This is a genomic window from Streptomyces sp. NPDC048417, assembly GCF_040651615.1.
Classification (GTDB): domain Bacteria; phylum Actinomycetota; class Actinomycetes; order Streptomycetales; family Streptomycetaceae; genus Streptomyces.
The window spans coordinates 280,027-299,425 of the sequence record NZ_JBEZKI010000005.1; the positions used below are offsets into that span (position 1 = coordinate 280,027).

18 protein-coding genes are annotated in these 19,399 nt (G+C 72.1%); 7 read left to right on the forward strand and 11 right to left on the reverse strand.

Going from position 1 to position 19,399, the window contains the following annotated elements:
- Positions 1 to 37: 37 nt before the first annotated feature.
- From AB0D59_RS10405 to AB0D59_RS10420, 4 genes are all read right to left on the reverse strand, one after another.
- Positions 38 to 1,222 carry a hypothetical protein gene (locus tag AB0D59_RS10405; RefSeq protein WP_362563203.1) on the reverse strand — a complete coding sequence of 395 codons (1,185 nt, stop codon included), beginning with the start codon at positions 1,220 to 1,222 and terminating at the stop codon, positions 38 to 40.
- 276 nt (positions 1,223 to 1,498) lie between these two features.
- Positions 1,499 to 3,130 carry a phospho-sugar mutase gene (locus AB0D59_RS10410; RefSeq protein ID WP_362563206.1) on the reverse strand — a complete coding sequence of 544 codons (1,632 nt, stop codon included), beginning with the start codon at positions 3,128 to 3,130 and terminating at the stop codon, positions 1,499 to 1,501.
- 597 nt (positions 3,131 to 3,727) lie between these two features.
- Entirely contained in the window at positions 3,728 to 4,552 is an 825-nt protein-coding gene (locus AB0D59_RS10415) for a purine-nucleoside phosphorylase (protein ID WP_362563208.1), read from the reverse strand.
- A 142-nt stretch (positions 4,553 to 4,694) separates the two neighbouring features.
- A complete protein-coding gene (locus tag AB0D59_RS10420; RefSeq protein WP_362563210.1) occupies positions 4,695 to 5,135 on the reverse strand; it encodes a gamma-glutamylcyclotransferase in 441 nt (146 codons plus the stop codon).
- Positions 5,136 to 5,231: 96 nt separating this feature from the next.
- Here AB0D59_RS10420 and AB0D59_RS10425 point away from each other — a divergent pair, with 96 nt between their 5' ends.
- Together AB0D59_RS10425 and AB0D59_RS10430 are read left to right on the forward strand one after the other, a co-directional pair.
- The gene (locus AB0D59_RS10425; protein WP_362563212.1) at positions 5,232 to 6,680 is read left to right on the forward strand and encodes an NAD(P)H-quinone dehydrogenase; all 1,449 of its coding nucleotides are present in this window, start codon (positions 5,232 to 5,234) and stop codon (positions 6,678 to 6,680) included.
- 166 nt (positions 6,681 to 6,846) lie between these two features.
- Entirely contained in the window at positions 6,847 to 7,815 is a 969-nt protein-coding gene (locus tag AB0D59_RS10430) for a DeoR/GlpR family DNA-binding transcription regulator (RefSeq protein WP_362563215.1), read from the forward strand.
- Between the two features lie 110 nt (positions 7,816 to 7,925).
- On the opposite strand, the gene AB0D59_RS10435 is transcribed toward AB0D59_RS10430, so the two are convergent.
- Together AB0D59_RS10435 and AB0D59_RS10440 are read right to left on the reverse strand one after the other, a co-directional pair.
- Positions 7,926 to 8,462, reverse strand: a complete 537-nt coding sequence (locus AB0D59_RS10435) for a helix-turn-helix domain-containing protein (protein WP_362563217.1) — start codon at positions 8,460 to 8,462, stop codon at positions 7,926 to 7,928.
- A gap of 74 nt (positions 8,463 to 8,536) precedes the next feature.
- Positions 8,537 to 10,309 (reverse strand): biotin carboxylase N-terminal domain-containing protein, encoded by a 1,773-nt coding sequence (locus AB0D59_RS10440; protein WP_362563220.1) that lies wholly within the window; start codon positions 10,307 to 10,309, stop codon positions 8,537 to 8,539.
- Positions 10,310 to 10,684: 375 nt separating this feature from the next.
- Between AB0D59_RS10440 and AB0D59_RS10445 the strand changes: the two genes are divergently transcribed.
- On the forward strand, positions 10,685 to 11,215 hold the full coding sequence (locus tag AB0D59_RS10445; RefSeq protein ID WP_362563222.1) for a hypothetical protein: 531 nt from the start codon (positions 10,685 to 10,687) through the stop codon (positions 11,213 to 11,215).
- On the opposite strand, the gene AB0D59_RS10450 is transcribed toward AB0D59_RS10445, so the two are convergent.
- From AB0D59_RS10450 to AB0D59_RS10465, 4 genes are all read right to left on the reverse strand, one after another.
- Positions 11,187 to 11,789, reverse strand: a complete 603-nt coding sequence (locus AB0D59_RS10450) for a nucleoside triphosphate pyrophosphatase (RefSeq protein ID WP_362563225.1) — start codon at positions 11,787 to 11,789, stop codon at positions 11,187 to 11,189. The genes AB0D59_RS10445 and AB0D59_RS10450 overlap by 29 nt on opposite strands.
- Positions 11,790 to 11,829: 40 nt before the next feature.
- Entirely contained in the window at positions 11,830 to 11,958 is a 129-nt protein-coding gene (locus tag AB0D59_RS10455) for a hypothetical protein (RefSeq protein WP_260327982.1), read from the reverse strand.
- A gap of 135 nt (positions 11,959 to 12,093) precedes the next feature.
- Entirely contained in the window at positions 12,094 to 12,303 is a 210-nt protein-coding gene (locus AB0D59_RS10460) for an acyl-CoA carboxylase epsilon subunit (protein WP_362563228.1), read from the reverse strand.
- Between the two features lie 9 nt (positions 12,304 to 12,312).
- Positions 12,313 to 13,917, reverse strand: coding sequence for an acyl-CoA carboxylase subunit beta (locus AB0D59_RS10465; protein WP_362563231.1), 1,605 nt, complete (start codon positions 13,915 to 13,917; stop codon positions 12,313 to 12,315).
- A gap of 109 nt (positions 13,918 to 14,026) precedes the next feature.
- Between AB0D59_RS10465 and AB0D59_RS10470 the strand changes: the two genes are divergently transcribed.
- Both AB0D59_RS10470 and AB0D59_RS10475 read left to right on the forward strand, forming a co-directional pair.
- On the forward strand, positions 14,027 to 14,902 hold the full coding sequence (locus AB0D59_RS10470) for a biotin--[acetyl-CoA-carboxylase] ligase (protein ID WP_362563234.1): 876 nt from the start codon (positions 14,027 to 14,029) through the stop codon (positions 14,900 to 14,902).
- Between the two features lie 165 nt (positions 14,903 to 15,067).
- The gene (locus AB0D59_RS10475; protein ID WP_351693007.1) at positions 15,068 to 16,183 is read left to right on the forward strand and encodes an adenylate/guanylate cyclase domain-containing protein; all 1,116 of its coding nucleotides are present in this window, start codon (positions 15,068 to 15,070) and stop codon (positions 16,181 to 16,183) included.
- A 30-nt stretch (positions 16,184 to 16,213) separates the two neighbouring features.
- On the opposite strand, the gene AB0D59_RS10480 is transcribed toward AB0D59_RS10475, so the two are convergent.
- Positions 16,214 to 16,906, reverse strand: coding sequence for a hypothetical protein (locus tag AB0D59_RS10480; protein ID WP_362563236.1), 693 nt, complete (start codon positions 16,904 to 16,906; stop codon positions 16,214 to 16,216).
- Positions 16,907 to 17,121: 215 nt separating this feature from the next.
- On the opposite strand from AB0D59_RS10480, the gene AB0D59_RS10485 reads away from it, so the two are divergent.
- Both AB0D59_RS10485 and AB0D59_RS10490 read left to right on the forward strand, forming a co-directional pair.
- Entirely contained in the window at positions 17,122 to 17,916 is a 795-nt protein-coding gene (locus tag AB0D59_RS10485; RefSeq protein ID WP_362563239.1) for an enoyl-CoA hydratase-related protein, read from the forward strand.
- A 327-nt stretch (positions 17,917 to 18,243) separates the two neighbouring features.
- On the forward strand, positions 18,244 to 19,386 hold the full coding sequence (locus tag AB0D59_RS10490) for a sensor domain-containing diguanylate cyclase (RefSeq protein ID WP_362563241.1): 1,143 nt from the start codon (positions 18,244 to 18,246) through the stop codon (positions 19,384 to 19,386).
- The last annotated feature ends 13 nt before the right edge of the window (positions 19,387 to 19,399 follow it).

The window sequence follows — 19,399 nt, forward strand, 5'->3', positions numbered from 1 at the left end:
CGTCCGAGAAGCAAGCGAAGGCCCGACTCCCCGTGCATCACGGCGCGCTCGGCCACACCAGGAGCATGTACGCACCGCAGTACGCCGATCCCGCCACCGCGGCCGTCAGCGCGAGCACCCGCAACCGCCGGGACGCGCGGGCGAGATACCCGGCGACGGGCAGCATCAGCGGGAAGCCGGGCAGGAGGAAGCGGGCCCGCGGGAAGTAGACGCCCCCGCTGGCCACCACGATCACCAGCAGGACCGCGCCGAACACCAGCAGCGGCAGCGGCTGCCGGTCCGCCACCGCGAGCCCTAGCAGCACGACCGACGCGAGCATCGTCAGGCTCACCACCACCAGGAACAGCTCCGGCCGCGGGACCTGCCCGAACAGGTGCCGCAGCCAGCGCACGGTCTCCGCCCCGCCGTCCAGCTCGTTGTGCCACATCCGCTGTACGGCGAAGTAGCCGTCCCAGCGGCCGAGTCTGAGGCCCACCCAGCCGACGTACGCGCACCAGCCGAGGGGGGCCACGAGGGCCGCCGTCAGGGCACGGGCCGAGAAGCGGGTGCGCAGGGAGAGCAGCGCGGTGACCGTGACGGCGGCGGCCACCGCGATGCCGGTCGGCCTCGTCAGCCCGGCCAGCACCGATCCCGCCGCCGCCCACAGCCAGCGCTCGTCCAGCACCGCGTACAGCGTCCACGCGGCGAACGCCGTGAACAGCGACTCGGTGTAGCCCATCCACTGCACCAGACCCACCGGGTACGCCGCCCACAACACGGTGAGCAGCACCCCGACCCGCCGCCCTCCCACCCGGTCGCCCACCGCGAACACGCCCCAGGCCGCGACCAGCGACGCCAGCCAGGCGAGCCCGAGCCCGGTAGTGGCCCGGGTGCCCGGGGTCAGCACGGCCACGGCCTTGACCAGCAGCGGATACAGCGGGAAGAACGCCAGGTTGTTGTGGTCGTAGGCGATGCCGAGGCTGTGCGTGTACCCGTGGTCGGCGATCCCCAGATACCAGCGGGAGTCCCACTGCGTCGCCAGCATCGGCCACACGCCGTGGTGCCGTCGGTGCGCCCACACGGCGAGGAACACCAGCCCGGTCAGCCGTACGGCGAGATACGCGGCGAGGGCCGGCGCCGCCCGGCGCAGCGCGTGGCGGGGGACGGCCGCGGCGGGGAGGTGGGGTCGTCGGGAGCCCGGGATGTGTCCGCTGGGGGCGGTGTCGGGGGCGGTCGAGGACACGGCGGCGGCTCCAGTACGACGGCTGCGGCGGGCGGTACCGGATCACCGTTCCCCGGGAGCCGGGGCGGGGCGCGGCGGGTGGGTCGGTCGCCGTCGCGAAATCACCCGTAGGGGTGCCCCTGGACGGAGGGGCACCCCTACGGAGTGTCAGAGCGGGCTGTCGGAGTGGACTGTCAGGGTGGGTTTCGGGGTGGGGTGTCGGGGTGAGCTGTGAGGGTGGGCTGTGAGAGTGGGGTGTCGGGGTGGGCTGTGAGGGTGGGGTGTCGGGGTGGGGTGTCAGATGCCGGCTGCTGCCGACAGGTCCCGCTTGATCGCTTCCAGGGTCTCGGTCGCCTTGGCGCGGGCCGCCGGGAGGTCGGCGTGCGTGGGCACCGGGACGACCACTTCCAGGTAGCACTTCAGCTTGGGCTCGGTGCCGCTGGGACGGACGACGACCCGGGCGCCCGTGAGGGTGTAGCGCAGGCCGTCGGTGGGCGGGAGCCGGTCCGTGCCCCGGTTCAGGTCCTCCGCCTTGGTGACGGGGAGGCCGGCGAGCGCGGTCGGGGGCTGCTCGCGGAGCGTCCGCATGGCGTCCGCGATGACGGAGAGGTCCTCGACGCGGACCGAGAGCTGGTCGGTGGCGTGCAGGCCGTGCTCGACGGCGAGGTCGTCGAGGAGGTCGAGGAGGGTGCGGCCCTCCTCCTTGAGGACCGAGGCCAGCTCGGTGATCAGGAGCGCGGCGGTGATGCCGTCCTTGTCGCGGACGCCGTCGGGGTCGACGCAGTAGCCGAGGGCCTCCTCGTAGCCGTAGCGCAGGCCGTCGACGCGGGCGATCCACTTGAAGCCGGTGAGGGTCTCCTCGTACGGCAGTCCGGCCTTCTCGGCGATCCGGCCGAGGAGGGAGGAGGAGACGATCGACTCGGCGAACACGCCGGTCGCGCCGCGCCGGACCAGGTGGGCGGCGAGCAGGGCGCCGACCTCGTCGCCACGCAGCATGCGCCAGCTGCCGTTGTCCTTGACAGCCGCGGCACAGCGGTCGGCGTCGGGGTCGTTGGCGATGATCAGGTCGGGGTCGGTGGCGCGGGCCTGGGCGAAGGACAGGTCCATCGCGCCGGGCTCCTCCGGGTTGGGGAAGGCGACGGTCGGGAAGTCCGGGTCCGGTTCGGCCTGTTCGGTGACGAGGGTGGGGGTGGGGAAGCCGGCGCGGGCGAAGGCGGCGAGGAGGGTGTCCTTGCCGACGCCGTGCATGGCCGTGTAGACGGTGCGGGCGGTGCGGGGGGAGCCGGGGGCCAGGACGGCGTCCGTACGGGCCAGGTAGGCCTCCAGGACGGCGTCGTCGAGGGTTTCCCAGCCGGTGTGGGGGCGGGGGACGTCGTGGAGGCTCGCGATCGCGTCGATCTCGGCGGCGATCTCCGCGTCGGCGGGCGGGACGATCTGGGAGCCGTCGCCGAGGTAGACCTTGTAGCCGTTGTCACGGGGCGGGTTGTGGCTGGCGGTGACCTCCACGCCGGCGATCGCGCCGAGGTGCCGTATGGCGAACGCCAGGACCGGGGTGGGGAGGGGGCGGGGGAGGACGACGGCGGTGAGGCCGGCGCCCGTCATGACGGCCGCGGTGTCGCGGGCGAAGTCGGCGGACTTGTGGCGGGCGTCGTAGCCGATGACGACGACTCCGTCGGTGTGGCCCTGCCGCTTGAGGTAGGCGGCGAGGCCGGCGGCGGCGCGGATGACGACGGTGCGGTTCATGCGCATGGGGCCGGCGCCGAGTTCGCCGCGCAGGCCGGCGGTGCCGAACTGGAGGGTGCCGCTGAAGCGGGCCGACAGTTCGGTGATGTCACCGGCGTCGATCAGCTTGGCCAGTTCGTCGCGGGTGTCCGGGTCCGGGTCCTCGGCGAGCCAGGTCCTGGCCCGGGCGATGAGATCGTCTTGCACGGTCGTCGTCCAACCTCTCGTGGTGTGCCTGCGGCGCCTGTGCTGCTTCGGTGGGGGTGCGCGTAGCGCCTACGGGTGGTGGTGGGTCGGGGCCGGGGCGGGGAGTCTCCGTCCTCGGACCGGCGGTGCTGTCTCTCGTCCTGCGCAGGGCGAAGGGCGCCGGCCGCTGCGGGCGGAAACTCCCCACCCCGTCCCCTTCCCGCCGCGTGCGACCGAAGACCAACGGCCAACGGCCGAAGACCGACAGCAGAAGACCAACGGCCGACGGCCGAAGACCGACGGCCATGGCCATGGCGGGCCGCTCATGCGGCCAACGGTCCGTTGTGGGGCGCCCATGTGGCCAACGGTCCGTTGTGGGCTGCCCGTGCAGCCAACGGTTGGTTGCGGGCTGCCCGTGCAAGCGACGGTTTGTGGTGGGCGGTGGCCCGTCAGGGCGCTGCGGTCGTCGTGGGACGGGGAGCGTCGTCGTGTCGGATCGGCGGTCCGTTGCGGTGCCGGGTGCGTGTGCCCGCTCAGGGGCGCGGGGAACTGCGCGACCAGCCACTGGCGGTCCCGCAGTCGCTCTACGACCCTTCGTGGCACCCTCTGCCGCGTTTCTCAGATCCTGCCCAGTACCTGCGCGAGCAGCTCGCCCATCTGCGCCGCCGAGTCGCGGCCCGCCTGGAGGACCTCCTCGTGGTTGAGGGGCTCGCCGGTCATGCCCGCCGCCAGGTTCGTCACCAGCGAGATGCCCAGGACCTCGGCGCCCGCCTCGCGCGCAGCGATCGCTTCGAGGACCGTCGACATGCCCACCAGGTCCGCGCCGATGACGCGGGCCATGCGGATCTCGGCCGGCGTCTCGTAGTGCGGGCCGGGGAACTGCGCGTAGACGCCCTCTTCGAGGGTGGGGTCGATCTCCTTGCACAGGGCGCGCAGGCGGGGGGAGTAGAGGTCCGTCAGGTCGACGAAGTTCGCGCCGACGATCGGGGAGGTCGCCGTGAGGTTGATGTGGTCGCTGATGAGGACCGGCTGGCCGGGGCGCATGCCCTCGCGCAGGCCGCCGCAGCCGTTGGTGAGGACGATGGTCTTGCAGCCGGCGGTGACGGCGGTGCGGACGCCGTGTGCGACGGCGGCGACGCCACGGCCCTCGTAGTAGTGCGTGCGGCCCAGGAAGACCAGCGCGCGCTTGTCACCGAAGGAGTACGAGCGGATCTTGCCGCCGTGCCCCTCGACGGCCGGCGGCGGGAAGCCGGGCAGCTCGGTGACCTGGAACTCGGCGTCGGGAGCGCCCAGGGCGTCGACGGCCGGAGCCCAGCCGGAGCCCATCACGAGGGCGACGTCGTGGGTCTCGGCGCCCGTGAGCTCGCGCAGGCGCGCGGCGGCTGCCCCGGCAGCGGCATGGGGGTCGCCCTGGATGTCGTCCGGAAGAAGAGATGCGTTCACGCGGACGAGAGTAGCTGGTCTGGGCCTACGCGCGTAGATGACTGAGCTCACGGGATGGCGATCGTTGTCTTGTCGTTTCCAACGATCGGTGTGACGCAGGTAACTTTTGTTCTGGCTGTGGGTGGTCTGTGTGCTTTGGGGCTCAGCAGGGGCGCTTGCGGAGTTCCATGACGTAGTCGTGCGGTGCGCCCGCCGACTCCGCCGCGTCGGCGATCTCGCCGAGGTAGCGGGCCGAGGGGAAGCCGCCCTCGTAGCCGTTGAGGACGTAGAGCCAGGCGCTCTCCTCACCCTCCAGCGTGTGCACGCGCACGCGTGCCCGGCGGTAGATGCCCATGCCGACGCCCTCCCAGCGGTCCATGGACTCCTCGTCCATCGCGGCGAGGTCGTAGAGGCCGACGAAGACCTGGGAGAGGGGGTCCTCGACGATCGTCGCCAGCGCGCCCTCCCAGCCCATCTGCTCACCGCCGAAGGTCAGCCGCCATCCGTTCAGCCAGCCGGTGGCGCGGAGGGGGGAGTGCGGGGCGCGGCGGGACATCAGCCGTGCGTCGAGATTGCCGGCGTACGCGGCGTAGAGCGACGACATGGAGAGAGGGTACGGCAGCCGCCCCAGCTACCTCTCCAGCCCCGGGAAGCGCCGGGTGGCGCCCCCGGGCAGTAGCACCTCGAGGGGTGCGGGACAATGGAGTACGTGACTCGGATCGTGATCATCGGTGGCGGACCCGGCGGCTATGAAGCGGCGCTGGTGGCAGCGCAGCTCGGCGCGGAGGTGACCGTCGTCGACTGCGACGGTCTGGGCGGAGCGTCGGTGCTGACCGACTGCGTGCCGTCGAAGACTCTTATCGCTACGGCCGAGGTGATGACCAACTTCGACTCCTCGTACGAGGAGCTGGGGATCATCGTCGCCGACGACACCCCGCCGCTGGAGCAGGCGGCGCGGGTGGTCGGGGTCGATCTGGGCAAGGTCAACCGGCGTGTGAAACGGCTCGCACTCGCTCAGTCGCACGACATCACCGCCTCAGTGACGCGGGCCGGTGCCCGGGTCATGCGGGGGCGGGGGCGGCTGGAGGGCATGCAGGCCCTGGACGGGTCGCGGAAGGTCGTGGTCGCTGCCGCGGACGGGAGCGAGGAGACGCTCGTCGCCGATGCGGTGCTGATCGCGACCGGTGGTCATCCTCGGGAGCTGCCCGACGCCCAGCCCGACGGCGAGCGCATCCTGAACTGGACCCAGGTCTACGACCTCACCGAGCTGCCCGAGGAGCTCATCGTGGTCGGGTCGGGTGTGACCGGTGCCGAGTTCGCCGGCGCCTACCAGGCACTGGGGTCGAGGGTCACGCTGGTGTCGTCGCGGGACCGGGTGCTGCCGGGTGAGGATCCGGATGCGGCCGCCGTTCTGGAGGACGTCTTCCGCCGTCGTGGCATGAACGTCATGGCCCGGTCGCGGGCCGCCGCCGCCAAGCGGGTGGGGGACCGGGTCGAGGTGACGCTCGCGGACGGCCGGGTCATCAGCGGTTCGCACTGTCTGATGGCCGTCGGCGCGATTCCGAACAGCGCTGGTCTCGGGCTGGAGGGGGCGGGCGTCAAGCTGCGCGACTCCGGGCACATCTGGACCGACAAGGTGTCGCGGACGACCGCGCCCGGCGTGTACGCCGCCGGTGACGTGACCGGTGTCTTCGCTCTCGCGTCGGTGGCCGCCATGCAGGGGCGGATCGCGATGTACCACTTCCTGGGTGATGCGGTGGCTCCGCTGAACCTGAAGACCGTGTCGTCGAACGTGTTCACCGATCCGGAGATCGCGACGGTGGGGTACACCCAGGCGGACGTGGACGCGGGCAAGATCGACGCCCGGGTCGTGAAGCTGCCGCTGCTGCGCAACCCGCGCGCGAAGATGCAGGGCATCCGGGACGGCTTCGTGAAGCTGTTCTGTCGGCCGGGGACGGGGATCGTGGTGGGCGGTGTGGTGGTTTCGCCGCGTGCCTCGGAACTGATCCATCCGATCTCGATCGCCGTCGACAACAATCTGACGGTCGAACAGATCGCGAACGCGTTCACCGTGTACCCCTCTCTTTCGGGGTCGATCGCGGAGGTCGCGCGGCAGCTGCACACACGGAAGACCGGCAGCGAGCTCTGACGGCCGGAACCGACTCCCCGCTGGTCACGGGGAGTTGTCGAGCATGCGTACGGCATAGTCGGGTGGGGTGGCTCCTATACCACTTCCGACCCTGCTGTGCGAACAACTTCTGCTATTCGGCATAAACTGCTGAAACCAGACGGTCGTTGGGGTTACTGTCAGTTTCGTGTTCGCTGCAGAACGTCGCCAATTGATCCTCGAAATGGTGCGAGCGAACGGGGCCGTGTCGCTCCGTGAGCTCGCCCGCGTCGTCCAGACCTCAGAAGTGACCGTACGGCGGGACGTGCGCGCACTGGAGGCAGAAGGACTCCTCGACCGCCGGCATGGCGGTGCGGTACTGCCGGGCGGGCTCACGCGGGAGTCCGGCTTTCCGCAGAAGTCACATCTCGCGACCGCCGAGAAGACGGCCATCGCCGATCTCGCCGCGGGTCTCGTCGAAGAGGGCGAGGCCATCGTGGTCGGGGCGGGTACCACCACCCAGGAACTCGCCCGCCGGCTGGCCCGGGTGCCCGGACTCACCGTCGTCACCAACTCGCTGCTGGTGGCGCAGGCGTTGGCCCATGCCAACCGGGTCGAGGTCGTGATGACCGGCGGCACCCTGCGCGGCTCCAACTACGCCCTGGTCGGCTCCGGCGCGGAGCAGTCCCTGCAGGGGCTGCGGGTGTCGAAGGCCTTCCTGTCGGGCAGTGGCCTGACGGCCGAGCGGGGTCTGTCCACGTCCAACATGCTGTCGGCGTCCGTCGACCGGGCGCTGGTGCAGGCCGCCGCGGAAGTGGTCGTCCTCGCCGACCACACCAAGCTCGGTACGGACACGATGTTCCAGACCGTGCCGACGGACGTCATCACCCGGCTGGTCACGGACGAGCCGCCGGGTCATGACGACCGTGCCGCCACGGAGCTCCAGGCCCTCGCCGATCAGGGGGTGCAGATCGCTGTGGCAGGAGCGTCGGGAAACCCGGGGGGTGATCAGGTCCCGGCGCGTCAGCAACAGCATCAGCAGCGTCGGGACGTATCCCTTCCGGGGCCGCGGCGGAGTCAGGTGCCGGGGTCGGGCCTGCGGTCGGCTTCGATGCTGAACGGGGAGCAGCCGACGGGGGCCGAGCGGGGGCGGGTCGCTGACATGCGGCGGCGGTGAGGCCCGGGTGCCCGGGCGCCGTGGTGGTTCGGTTGTCGCGCGGGTGCGGGTCCGATGTGGCTGGTCGCGCCCACGCGGCGGTAGCCGCAGCCGGACGCGGCCCCGCGTTCCTAGGTAAGTCCGCGCAGCGTCAGCTGTAGCAATCTGTCCGCCAGTTGCGGGTCTCCCGGTGACTCCTCCGCTGCCAGGGCGATGGCATGGGTGAGTTGGAGCAGGTCGGCGATCTGTACGTCGGCCCGTACCGTTCCCGCTTCCTGGGCTCGGGTCAGCAGGGCCGCGCCCGCCTGCCGCATCGGAGTGCCGCAGCGGGACAGGGCCGAGGCCGGTGAGGCCGACATCAGGGCCCTCGACAGGCCCCGGTACTCGGCCGCATGGCCGACCACCTCGTGGAGCCACGTCAGCAGGGCCCTGCACGGCTCGGGAGCCGTCAGCAACTCGCGGGCCCTGGTGAGGAGTTCGTTCACCGCGTCCTCGAAGACCGCGCTCATCAGGGCGTGCCGGTTCGGGAAGTGCCGGTACAGGGTGCCGATGCCCACGCCCGCCCGCCGGGCCACGTCCTCCAGCGAGGCGTCGGTGCCGTGCTCGGCGAAGACGGCGCGGGCCTCGGCGAGCAGCCGGTCGTGGTTGCGGCGGGCGTCGGCGCGCATGGACCGTTCCAGAAAGTCGGGCGCCCGGCGAACGGGCGGGTGCCGTTCGCCGGGCGATGCGGTTCGGGGTCTCGTCAGTCCTTGATCTCGCAGATCACGGCGCCGGAGGTGAGGGACGCGCCGACCTCGGCGGCGAGGCCCTTGATGGTGCCGGCCTTGTGGGCGTTCAGCGGCTGCTCCATCTTCATGGCCTCCAGGACGACGATCAGATCGCCCTCCTTGACCTCCTGGCCCTCCTCGACCGCGATCTTGACGATCGTGCCCTGCATCGGCGAGGCGAGGGTGTCACCGGAGGCGGCCGGACCGGACTTCTTGGCGGCCCGGCGCTTCGGCCTGGCGCCGGCGGCGAGGCCGGTGCGGGCCAGGGTCATGCCCAGGGACGCCGGCAGCGAGACCTCCAGACGCTTGCCGCCGACCTCGACGACGACCGTCTCACGGCCGGCCTCCTCCTCCGCCTCGGCGTCGGCCGGGGCGGCGAAGGGCTTGATCTCGTTGACGAACTCGGTCTCGATCCAGCGGGTGTGGACCGTGAAGGGGTCCGCGGAGCCGGTGAGCTCGGGGGCGAACGCCGGGTCCCTGACCACGGCCCGGTGGAAGGGGATGGCCGTGGCCATGCCCTCGACCCGGAACTCGTCCAGGGCGCGGGCGGCCCGCTGAAGGGCCTCCTCGCGGGTCCGGCCGGTGACGATCAGCTTGGCCAGCAGGGAGTCCCACGCCGGGCCGATGACCGAGCCGGCCTCCACGCCCGCGTCCAGGCGGACACCGGGGCCGGAGGGCGCGTCGAACGTGGTGACCGAGCCGGGGGCGGGCAGGAAGTTACGGCCCGGGTCCTCGCCGTTGATCCGGAACTCGAACGAATGACCGCGCAGCTCCGGGTCGCCGTAGCCGAGCTCCTCGCCGTCGGCGATCCGGAACATCTCGCGGACCAGGTCGATGCCGGCGACCTCCTCGGTCACCGGGTGCTCGACCTGGAGGCGGGTGTTGACCTCCAGGAAGGAGATCGTGCCGTCCTGGCCGACCAGGAACTCACAGGTGCCGGCGCCCTCGTAGGCGGCCTCCTTGAGGATGGCCTTGGAGGCGCGGTAGAGCTCGGCGACCTGCGCGTCGGACAGGAAGGGGGCCGGGGCCTCCTCGACGAGCTTCTGGTGGCGGCGCTGGAGCGAGCAGTCACGGGTCGACACGACGACCACGTTGCCGTGCTTGTCGGCCAGGCACTGGGTCTCCACGTGCCGCGGCCGGTCCAGGTAGCGCTCGACGAAGCACTCCCCGCGGCCGAAGGCGGCCACCGCCTCACGGACGGCGGAGTCGTACAGCTCCGGGACCTCTTCGAGGGTGCGGGCGACCTTCAGGCCGCGCCCGCCGCCGCCGAAGGCGGCCTTGATGGCGATCGGCAGGCCGTGTGCCTCGGCGAAGGCCACGACCTCGTCGGCGCCCGAGACCGGGTCCGGGGTACCGGCGACCAGCGGGGCGCCGGCCCGCTGGGCGATGTGCCGGGCGGCCACCTTGTCGCCGAGGTCGCGGATGGCCTGCGGCGGCGGACCGATCCAGGTCAGGCCAGCGTCCAGGACGGCCTGGGCGAACTCCGCGTTCTCGGAGAGGAAGCCGTAGCCCGGGTGGACGGCGTCGGCCCCCGCCTCGCGTGCCGCGTTCAGGACCTTGTCGATGTCCAGGTAACTGGTGGCCGGGGTGTCACCGCCCAGGGCGAACGCCTCATCCGCGGCGCGGACATGCAGAGCGTCCCGGTCCGGGTCCGCGTAGACGGCCACGCTCGCGATCCCCGCGTCCCGGCAGGCCCGGGCCACACGGACAGCGATTTCGCCACGGTTGGCGATGAGCACCTTGCGCACGATTGAGGCTCCCTCCTTGAAACAAGCCGAGTTTAGGGAAGGCCGACACGGCACTTCGACCCGTCCCCAATGGTGAGCTTGCCCACACGGAGCGTGATGCGAGGCTCGCCCGACCCGCGAAAGCCCTTGTCGCACCGAGGTACGCAGGACTCCTTCGGAAAACCCTAGCCCCGCGATGTGCTCAAGGTCTCTGTGAGAGCGTGCCGCGCCCCACAACGTTTCTTTGTGGAGTCCCTACGAATGGCCCAACGAATCTTTGCCGACGCCCGGCCCCTTGTCCCCGGGTTTACCCGTTAGTAGCGTTCGCGATGTCTTGAACGTACTTCAAGTAACAGCGGCTCTTGCCGGGCCGTGACCGAAAGTGGGTGGGGGCCGGTGGTGCGCAGACCGGTGGCTTGGGTCGTGGCGGTCGTACTCCTTGTGGAGGCACTCGGCGTCGCCGCGCTCAACTGGTTCATGGGAGTGGTCGTCGACCGTCAGGACATGTCCCTGGCCGGGCTCGATCCCGACAACATGTCGATGACCGCGAAGATCGGCGCCGTGGTCTTCGGCCTCTACTTCGCCCTGTGCGCCCTGGTGGCCCTGCTGGTGGCGATACGCAACCGGGCGCCCGCCGGCCTCGGCCGCATCCTGCTGATCAGCGTCGCGGTCGTACACGGCCTGCTGGGCGCCGTGGCGTGGGGTCTGATCGGCTGGACGGCTTTCCTGTTCATGGTGGTCGTCCTCGCCCTCGTCGTGCTGCTGTTGATGACGTACGACCGTACGGAGGGCGCCGGGGCGGGTGCGGACGCCGCCGGGGACACGGATTCCGGTTCCGGTCCGGCGGGCGGTGACCCGGAACCGGAACCGAGGAAGGACACGCCGGCCGCCGGGCCGGTCACTCCGCCGGCGCCCACAACTCCGTGATGCCGATGCCCAGCTCCGCGAGCAGCCGGCGGACCAGGGGCAGGCTGATGCCGATCACGTTGCCGTGGTCGCCGTCGATGCCGTCGATGAACGGGGCGCTGCGGCCGTCCAGGGTGAACGCGCCCGCCACGTAGAGAGGTTCGCCGGAGGCGACGTACGCGGCGACCTCCGCGTCGCTGGGCTCGCCGAACCGGACGACGGTGGACGCGGTCGCCGACACGTGCCGGTTGTTCGCCGTGTCCCACACGCAGTGCCCGGTCTGCAGGGTGCCGGCCCGGCCGCGCATCGACTTCCAGCGGGCGGTCGCCTCCTCGGCGTCCGTCGGCTTGCCGAGCGCCTGGCCGTCGAGGTCAAGCACCGAGTCGCAGCCGATCACGATCGCGCCCTGGACGTCGGGGCGGGCGGCGACGACGGAAGCCTTGGCCTCCGCGAGGGCGAGGGCCAGTTCGGCCGGGGTGGGGGCGGTGACGGCGTCCTCGTCGACGCCGCTGACGATCACCTCGGGGGCGAGACCCGCCTGGCGCAGGAGGTTCAGCCGGGCGGGGGACTGGGAGGCGAGGACGAGTCTGCGCATGGTGTCAGCGTATCGGTGGGCGCCGACAGGCCGCTGCTGCTCATCTCACGCCGAGAACGATCATCAGCAGGAGCATGACCAGGGCCAGGAAGACGCCGAGCCGCCGAAGGGTGTTCTGCATGTCCTGCAGGTCCTTCGGCGGCTCGTCTTCCGGGTCCGACCACAGCATGTCACCAGCGTGCGGCCTGGCTGGCGGGGGGCGCCTGAGTAGGGGTACTCAGATTGGGGCCCGGGGTTTCTCCCGAGTGCGCCCGCGCGGCGGAGCCGCATAGGGGCACAGCCCCGCGCCCCTGGTCCCTTGCCGCTAGCTCGGCCAGTAGGTGCGGGTCCACGCACTCGGGCTCGGCTGGGGGAGCCGGTGCTGGGCGATGCGGGACGGGTCGGACCAGGCGGCCCTTGCCGTCGGGGTGCCGGACGGAACGGCTGCCATGGCCGCTGCCCTCGCCCTCACCACCGCCAGTGCGGCGGCCAGTTCCTCCGGGGTCGGGTTGCCCCGTATGACCTTGATCGTCACAGCGGCTCCTTATAGGGGGATGTTGCCGTGCTTCTTCGGCGGCAGGGACTCGCGCTTGGTACGGAGCTGGCGCAGGCCTCGTACGACATGGCGCCGCGTGTCCGAGGGCATGATCACGGCGTCGATGTAGCCGCGTTCGGCGGCGGTGTAGGGGTTGAGGAGGTGGTCCTCGTACTCCTGGATCAGGCGGGCGCGCACGGCCTCGGTGCTTTCGGCGTTCTCACCGCCGGCCGCCGCCTCGGCGATGGTGCGGCGGTGCAGGATGTTGACGGCACCCTGGGCGCCCATGACGGCGATCTGGGCGGTCGGCCAGGCGAGGTTGAGATCGGCACCCAGATGCTTGGAGCCCATGACGTCGTAGGCGCCGCCGAAGGCCTTGCGGGTGATGACGGTGATCAGGGGGACCGTCGCCTCGGCGTAGGCGTAGATCAGCTTGGCGCCGCGGCGGATGATGCCGTCGTGCTCCTGGTCGACGCCGGGGAGGAAGCCCGGGACGTCGACGAAGGTGAGGACCGGGACGTTGAAGGCGTCGCAGGTGCGGACGAAGCGGGCCGCCTTCTCGCTGGCCTTGATGTCCAGACAGCCGGCGAACTGCATCGGCTGGTTGGCGACGATGCCGACCGGGTGGCCCTCGACCCGGCCGAAGCCGGTGACGATGTTCGGTGCGAACAGGGCCTGCGTCTCGAAGAACTCGCCGTCGTCCAGGACGTGTTCGAGCACCGTGTGGATGTCGTACGGCTGGTTCGCGCTGTCCGGGACCAGAGTGTCCAGCTCGCGGTCCTCGTCCGTGACGGAGAGGTCGGCCTCCTCCGGGAACACCGGAGCCTCGGAGAGGTTGTTGGACGGCAGGTACGACAGCAGCTGCTTGATGTACTCGACGGCGTCCTTCTCGTCACCGGCCATGTGATGGGCCACGCCGGAGACCGAGTTGTGGGTGCGGGCGCCGCCCAGCTCCTCGAAGCCGACGTCCTCGCCGGTGACCGTCTTGATGACGTCCGGGCCGGTGATGAACATGTGGGACGTCTGGTCGACCATGACCGTGAAGTCGGTGATGGCCGGGGAGTACACGGCGCCGCCGGCGCAGGGCCCGACGACCAGGCTGATCTGCGGGATGACCCCTGACGCGTGCGTGTTGCGGCGGAAGATCTCGCCGTACGCACCGAGGGAGGCGACCCCCTCCTGGATCCGCGCGCCGCCGGAGTCGTTGATGCCGATGACCGGGCAGCCGGTCTTCAGGGCGAAGTCCATCACCTTGACGATCTTCTGGCCGTAGACCTCGCCGAGGGCGCCGCCGAAGACGGTGAAGTCCTGGGAGAAGACGGCGATCGGGCGGCCGTCCACCGTGCCGTACCCGGTGACGACGCCGTCGCCGTACGGGCGGTTGTTCTCCAGGCCGAAGTCGGTGGAGCGGTGGCGGGTGAACTCGTCCAGCTCGACGAAGGAGCCCTCGTCGAGGAGCAGCTCGATCCGCTCACGGGCCGTCAACTTGCCCTTGGCGTGCTGCTTTTCGACGGCGCGCTCCGAACCGGCGTGTGTCGCTGCGTGGACACGGCGCTGGAGATCCGCGAGCTTCCCCGCGGTCGTGTGAATATCGATCTCTTCCGGCTCGGACATCGGGATGCGGCTCCCTGCCTGCTCAAAAGGGGGGACGGTTACTCATCCGTAGCGTAGTGGGGCACCTACCAAACGGCAGTGCGGCGTACACCACATCTAGGGTGGTTGCATGACGCCGCCAGACGCAGCAGACGAGAACAACAATCGCTGGTCCGACCTGGACCGTCCACCGCTCGGGGTGGCGGGGCTGCGCAGGGCTCTGGTGCGGGACGGCGGCCATGGCGGCCTCTACTGCGACATCGAGGTCGTGCAGCGCACCGGCTCCACCAATTCGGACCTGGTGGCGCGGGCCCTCGCGGGGGACGCGGATGAGGGCGCCGTGCTCGTCGCCGAGGAGCAGACGGCCGGGCGGGGCCGCCTGGACCGCCAGTGGACGGCGCCGGCCCGCTCGGGCCTGTTCTTCTCGGTACTGCTGAAGCCGGCCGAGGTACCGGTGGCCCGCTGGGGCTGGCTGCCGCTGCTCACCGGGGTGGCGGTGGCCACGGGGCTGGCGCGGGTGGCCGGTGTCGATACGGCACTGAAGTGGCCGAACGACCTGCTGCTCACCGTCGGTGACGAGGAGCGCAAGGCCGGCGGCATCCTGGCGGAGCGGGCCGGCGAGGACGCTGTCGTGGTCGGCGTCGGCATCAATGTGACGCTCCGCGCGGAGGAGCTGCCGGTGCCGCAGGCGGGGTCGCTGGCGCTGGCCGGCGCGTTGACCACGGACCGGGATCCGCTGCTGCGGGCGGTGCTGCGATCACTGGAGGACTGGTACGGGCGCTGGCGCGCGGCCGAGGGCGATCCGGCGCGCAGCGGGCTCCAGGAGGCGTATGCGGCGGGGTGCGCGACCTTGGGGCGGACGGTCCGGGCCGAGCTGCCGGGGGACCGGTCGCTGGTGGGGGAGGCGGTGGCCGTGGACGGGGACGGGCGACTGGTGATCGCCACGGAGGCGGGGGTGCAGGAGCCGGTGGGGGCGGGCGACATCGTGCACCTGCGACCGGCGTGAGGGCGGGGGCGGCGGCCCCAGGAGGTACCGGCCGTGGCGACCGGCCCCTTTCACCACCCCGTGAACCCTGATGCCGGCCCACCTCACGAAGTGAGCTACCGCACAGCTGCCGTAGAGTTGAGGCCGGTCAGTATGCGACCGCGGCAGATCGGAAGGGCAGCAGGCGTGACCGTCGACGACACGGGCTCCGGCGAGGGCGCGGACGCCGCCGACTCCGGCGAGGACCCGCTCGCCCTGCGCCTCGAAGGCCTGATCCTCGGTGCCGAGCGCCGCTACACCCCGTTCCAGGCGGCCCGCAGCGCCGGCGTCTCCATGGAACTGGCGTCGAGGTTCTGGCGGGCCATGGGCTTCGCGGACATCGGGCAGGCCAAGGCGCTCACCGAGGCCGACGTGCTGGCTCTGCGCCGGCTCGCCGGTCTCGTCGAGGCTGGCCTGCTCAGCGAGGCCATGGCCGTGCAGGTGGCCAGGTCGACCGGGCAGACCACCGCCCGTCTGGCCGAGTGGCAGATGGATTCCTTCCTGGAGGGCCTGACCGAGCCCCCCGAGCCGGGCATGACCCGCACCGAGGTCACGTACCCGATCGTCGAGCTGCTCCTGCCCGAGCTGGAGGAGTTCCTGGTCTACGTCTGGCGCCGCCAGCTCGCCGCCTCGGCCGGCCGGGTCGTGCAGTCGGCCGACGACGAGGAGATGGTCGACCGGCGGCTGGCCGTCGGCTTCGCCGACCTCGTCGGGTTCACCCGGCTGACCCGGCGGATGGAGGAGGAGGAGCTCGGCGAGCTGGTCGAGGCGTTCGAGACCACCGCCGCCGACCTGGTCGCGGCCCGCGGCGGCCGGCTCATCAAGACCCTCGGCGACGAGGTCCTGTACGCCGCCGACGACGCCGGCACGGCCGCCGACATCGCCCTGCGCCTGGTCGAGACCATGGCGCACGACGAGACGATGCCGGAGCTGCGGGTCGGCATGGCTTTCGGCACGGTGACCACCCGAATGGGCGATGTCTTCGGTACGACCGTGAACCTGGCCTCCCGGCTGACCTCCATAGCCCCCCGGGACGCCGTGCTCGTCGACTCGGCGTTCGCCGAGGAACTGATCCGCTCCGGCGAGGCGCCCGCCTCGGAGGCCGAGGCCGCCGAGGCCGCGGCCACCGCCGAGAAGGAGGGCGAGGAACCCCCGACGTACCGCTTCGCGCTCCAGCCGATGTGGCAGCGCCCGGTGCGTGGCCTGGGCGTCGTGGAGCCGTGGCTGCTCACGCGCCGGGAAGCTCCGCCGGCCGCCCCGTGACCTCCGTGTAGTCGTGCAGGCGGGGGAGGGCTAGCCACCGGGTGTCCCCGGTAGGTCGACGCACAGGCCGACCATCGGGACGCAGAGGCCGGGGTGGGCGGGGGTGGAGGGCTGGGGTGTGGCGGAAGGTGTGGTTCGGGGCGGTGCCGGGGCCGGCCGTGGGGTGGTCGAGGGGGCCGGTGCGTCGGGGGACTCGGGGATGGTGGTGGTACCCGGGGTGGCCCGTGCGGCGGACGGGGGCGCGGTCGGCAGGGGCACGAGGGTGGCGGCCGTCGTCGGTGTCGTGCTCACCCCGCCCAGCGCCGAGGTCGACGAGGGACTCACCCGGGGGATGGCGGTGGCGACCGTGGCGGCGGCGGGGGTCGACCGGTCCGTCCCGGTGCCCGGATCCAGCCTGGGTTCGGCCTCGGCGGCGCCGGGGCCGCCGGCGCCCGGATCGACGCTCACTCGGACGAGGCTCAGGGCTCCGGCGGCCAGCGCGATACCGCCTGCCACGAGGAGGACCCTGCGGGGGCGGGGCCGGCGGTGCCGGCCTCGGGTGCGGGGGGTGAAGCGGCGCGGGACGGCCGGGGTGGTGTCCGTGGCGGGCCGGGCCGTGGGCGCCGGGCCGATCCGTGCCGTCGGCCGCGCGGTGTGCGGGACCGCCGTCGCCGGTAACGGCTGTGTCGGCTCTGCGGCCGTGAGGTCGCTGTCTCGCTTCGGCTGCGTCGACGTCTCCGTCATCACGATCCCTCCCCGATGCGCTCGCGCCCCCGATGCGCCGTGGCGAGCGCACGTTATGCGCTCCCCTGGGCGGTGCGGTGGGACTTGGGCGGGATGTCACTCGAACGGGTTGCCGGGCGTCCGTGCGGGAACCGGACGGCCGCCCTTTCCCGTTCACGACTCGGCTGCGATGATCGGGTCCAGGAAGTTAACCCACGTTAACCGGAGGGCGTGTCGTGAGCGAGGAGCGGTTCGGGGAGTTCGTGCTGGTGCGACGGCACGGCCAGGTCGCGGAGCTGGTGCTGGACCGGCCCAAGGCCATGAACGCGGTATCGGCGGAGATGGCGCGTTCGATCGTGGCCGCGTGCGCCGCGCTGAGCGCCGACCGGGACGCCAGGGTGGTCGTGCTGACCTCCTCGCACGAACGGGCGTTCTGCGTCGGCGCCGACCTCAAGGAGCGCAACTCCATGACCGACGCGGAGCTGGTCCGGGCGCGGCCGCTGTCGCGCGGGGCGTACACCGGCGTCCTGGAGCTGCCGATGCCGACGATCGCCGCCGTGCACGGCTACGCGCTCGGCGGGGGCTTCGAGCTGGCGCTGTCCTGCGATGTGATCGTGGCCGACGGCACGGCCGTGGTGGGGTTGCCGGAGGTGTCGGTGGGGGTGATCCCGGGCGGCGGCGGTACGCAGCTGCTGCCCCGCCGGGTCGGAGCGGCCCGCGCGGCCGAGCTGATCTTCACGGCGCGCCGGGTGGAGGCGGCTCAGGCACATGAGCTGGGCCTCGTCGACCAGCTGGTGGAGAAGGGACAGGACCGGGACGCGGCGCTGGCGCTGGCGGAGCGGATGGCGGGGAACTCGCCGGTGGGGCTGCGTGCGGCCAAGCGGGCGCTGCGGCTCGGGCACGGGCTGGACCTGCGGGCGGGGCTGGAGGTCGAGGACGCGGCATGGCGGACGGTGGCCTTCTCGGGAGACCGCGCGGAGGGGGTCGCGGCGTTCAACGAGAAGCGGAAGCCGGAGTGGCCGGGGGAGTGAGGCGTGCGTGGGCTGAGGGCGGGGGTGTCGCTTACCGGCGCCGGCAGGGTGCCTCCCCCGGAGGGGGCGCCCCCGGCGCCCATCCGTGCCGCCTGGGGGTACCTCCCGGGCCCTTGAGGCACTGGGCGAGGCACGACTGCCCGCAGCTGAGTAGCTGGCGCGAGGGCAGCGCCCCGTCTGGGGCGCGGGGCGGTATCGATGTGCGGCTCCGCCGCGTGGGCGCGATCGGCCCCCACCGGACCGCGGTCCGCGACGAAACAGGTCGTCGCAACACCTGTTCGCCGCACCCATGTCCCGAATAAACCAAATCATCCCTAACCTGGAGTAATGGGTGAGGACAACCGGCTCGCCGCCGTCGTGGCGCTGGCTCAGGGCATGGCCGCGGCTCACACCCCACACGAGTGCTGGCACGCGGCCGCGGTCGGCGCCTGCCGTGCCCTGGACGGCAGCTTCGGCGCGCTCTCCGTCTGGGAGCGCGACCTCGGCCGGCTGCGGGTCCTCGTGAACGTCGGGGAGCGCGCCCCGGACGAGGAGGAGTTCCCGGAGGCCGAGGCCTACCCGGTGCACCAGTTCCCGGAGATCACCGAGTTCCTGCATGAGCGCTGGGCGGGCGGCGGCGGCCCCAACGCCTGGGTGGAGACGGCCGAGGGTCCCGCCGCCGGCCGCCCCGGCTACTCGCACCAGCGGGTCGACGCCCTGCGCCGCAGGGGCCGCGGCTGCTGCCTGGTCGCGCCGATCCTGCTGCACGGCAGGGCCTGGGGCGAGCTGTATGTCGCCCGCGCCCTCCACGCCTCCGTCTTCGGTCGCGGCGACGCCGACTTCGCCACCGTCCTGGCCTCCGTCGTCGCCGCCGGGATCGCCCAGACCGAGCGGCTCGAGGAGGCCCGCCGGCTGGCGTACACCGACGCGCTCACCGGGCTCGCCAACCGTCGTGCCGTCGACGTACGGCTGGACGAGGCGATCGACCGGCACCGCGCGGACGACGCCGTGGTCAGTCTGGTCGTCTGCGACCTCAACGGTCTCAAGCGGGTCAACGACTCCCAGGGGCACGCCGTCGGCGACCGTCTCCTCGAACGTTTCGGCTCGGTCCTCTCCCTGTGCGGGGCGATGCTCCCGGGCGCCCTCGCCGCGCGGCTCGGCGGGGACGAGTTCTGTCTGCTCGCGGTCGGGCCGCCGGCCGACGACGTGGTCAAGGCCGCCGAGGAACTCTGCCGCCGGGCCGGGGAGTTGGAGCTGGGGGAGGGGGTCGCGTGCGGGGTGGCCTCGACCGCGGACCCGATCGGGCCGGTGCGCTCGGCCCGCCGCCTGTTCCGGCTCGCCGACGCCGCGCAGTACCGTGCCAAGGCGCTGCGCGCGGACCGGCCGGTGGTGGCCGGGCGGGAGGGGCCGGACGATCCCGTCCTGCGGCTGGCCGACGCGCCCCCGCCGGAACGGGCCGAGCGGCGCAGCTTCCGGGGCCGGCGGTCCTGACCCGTACGGCCGC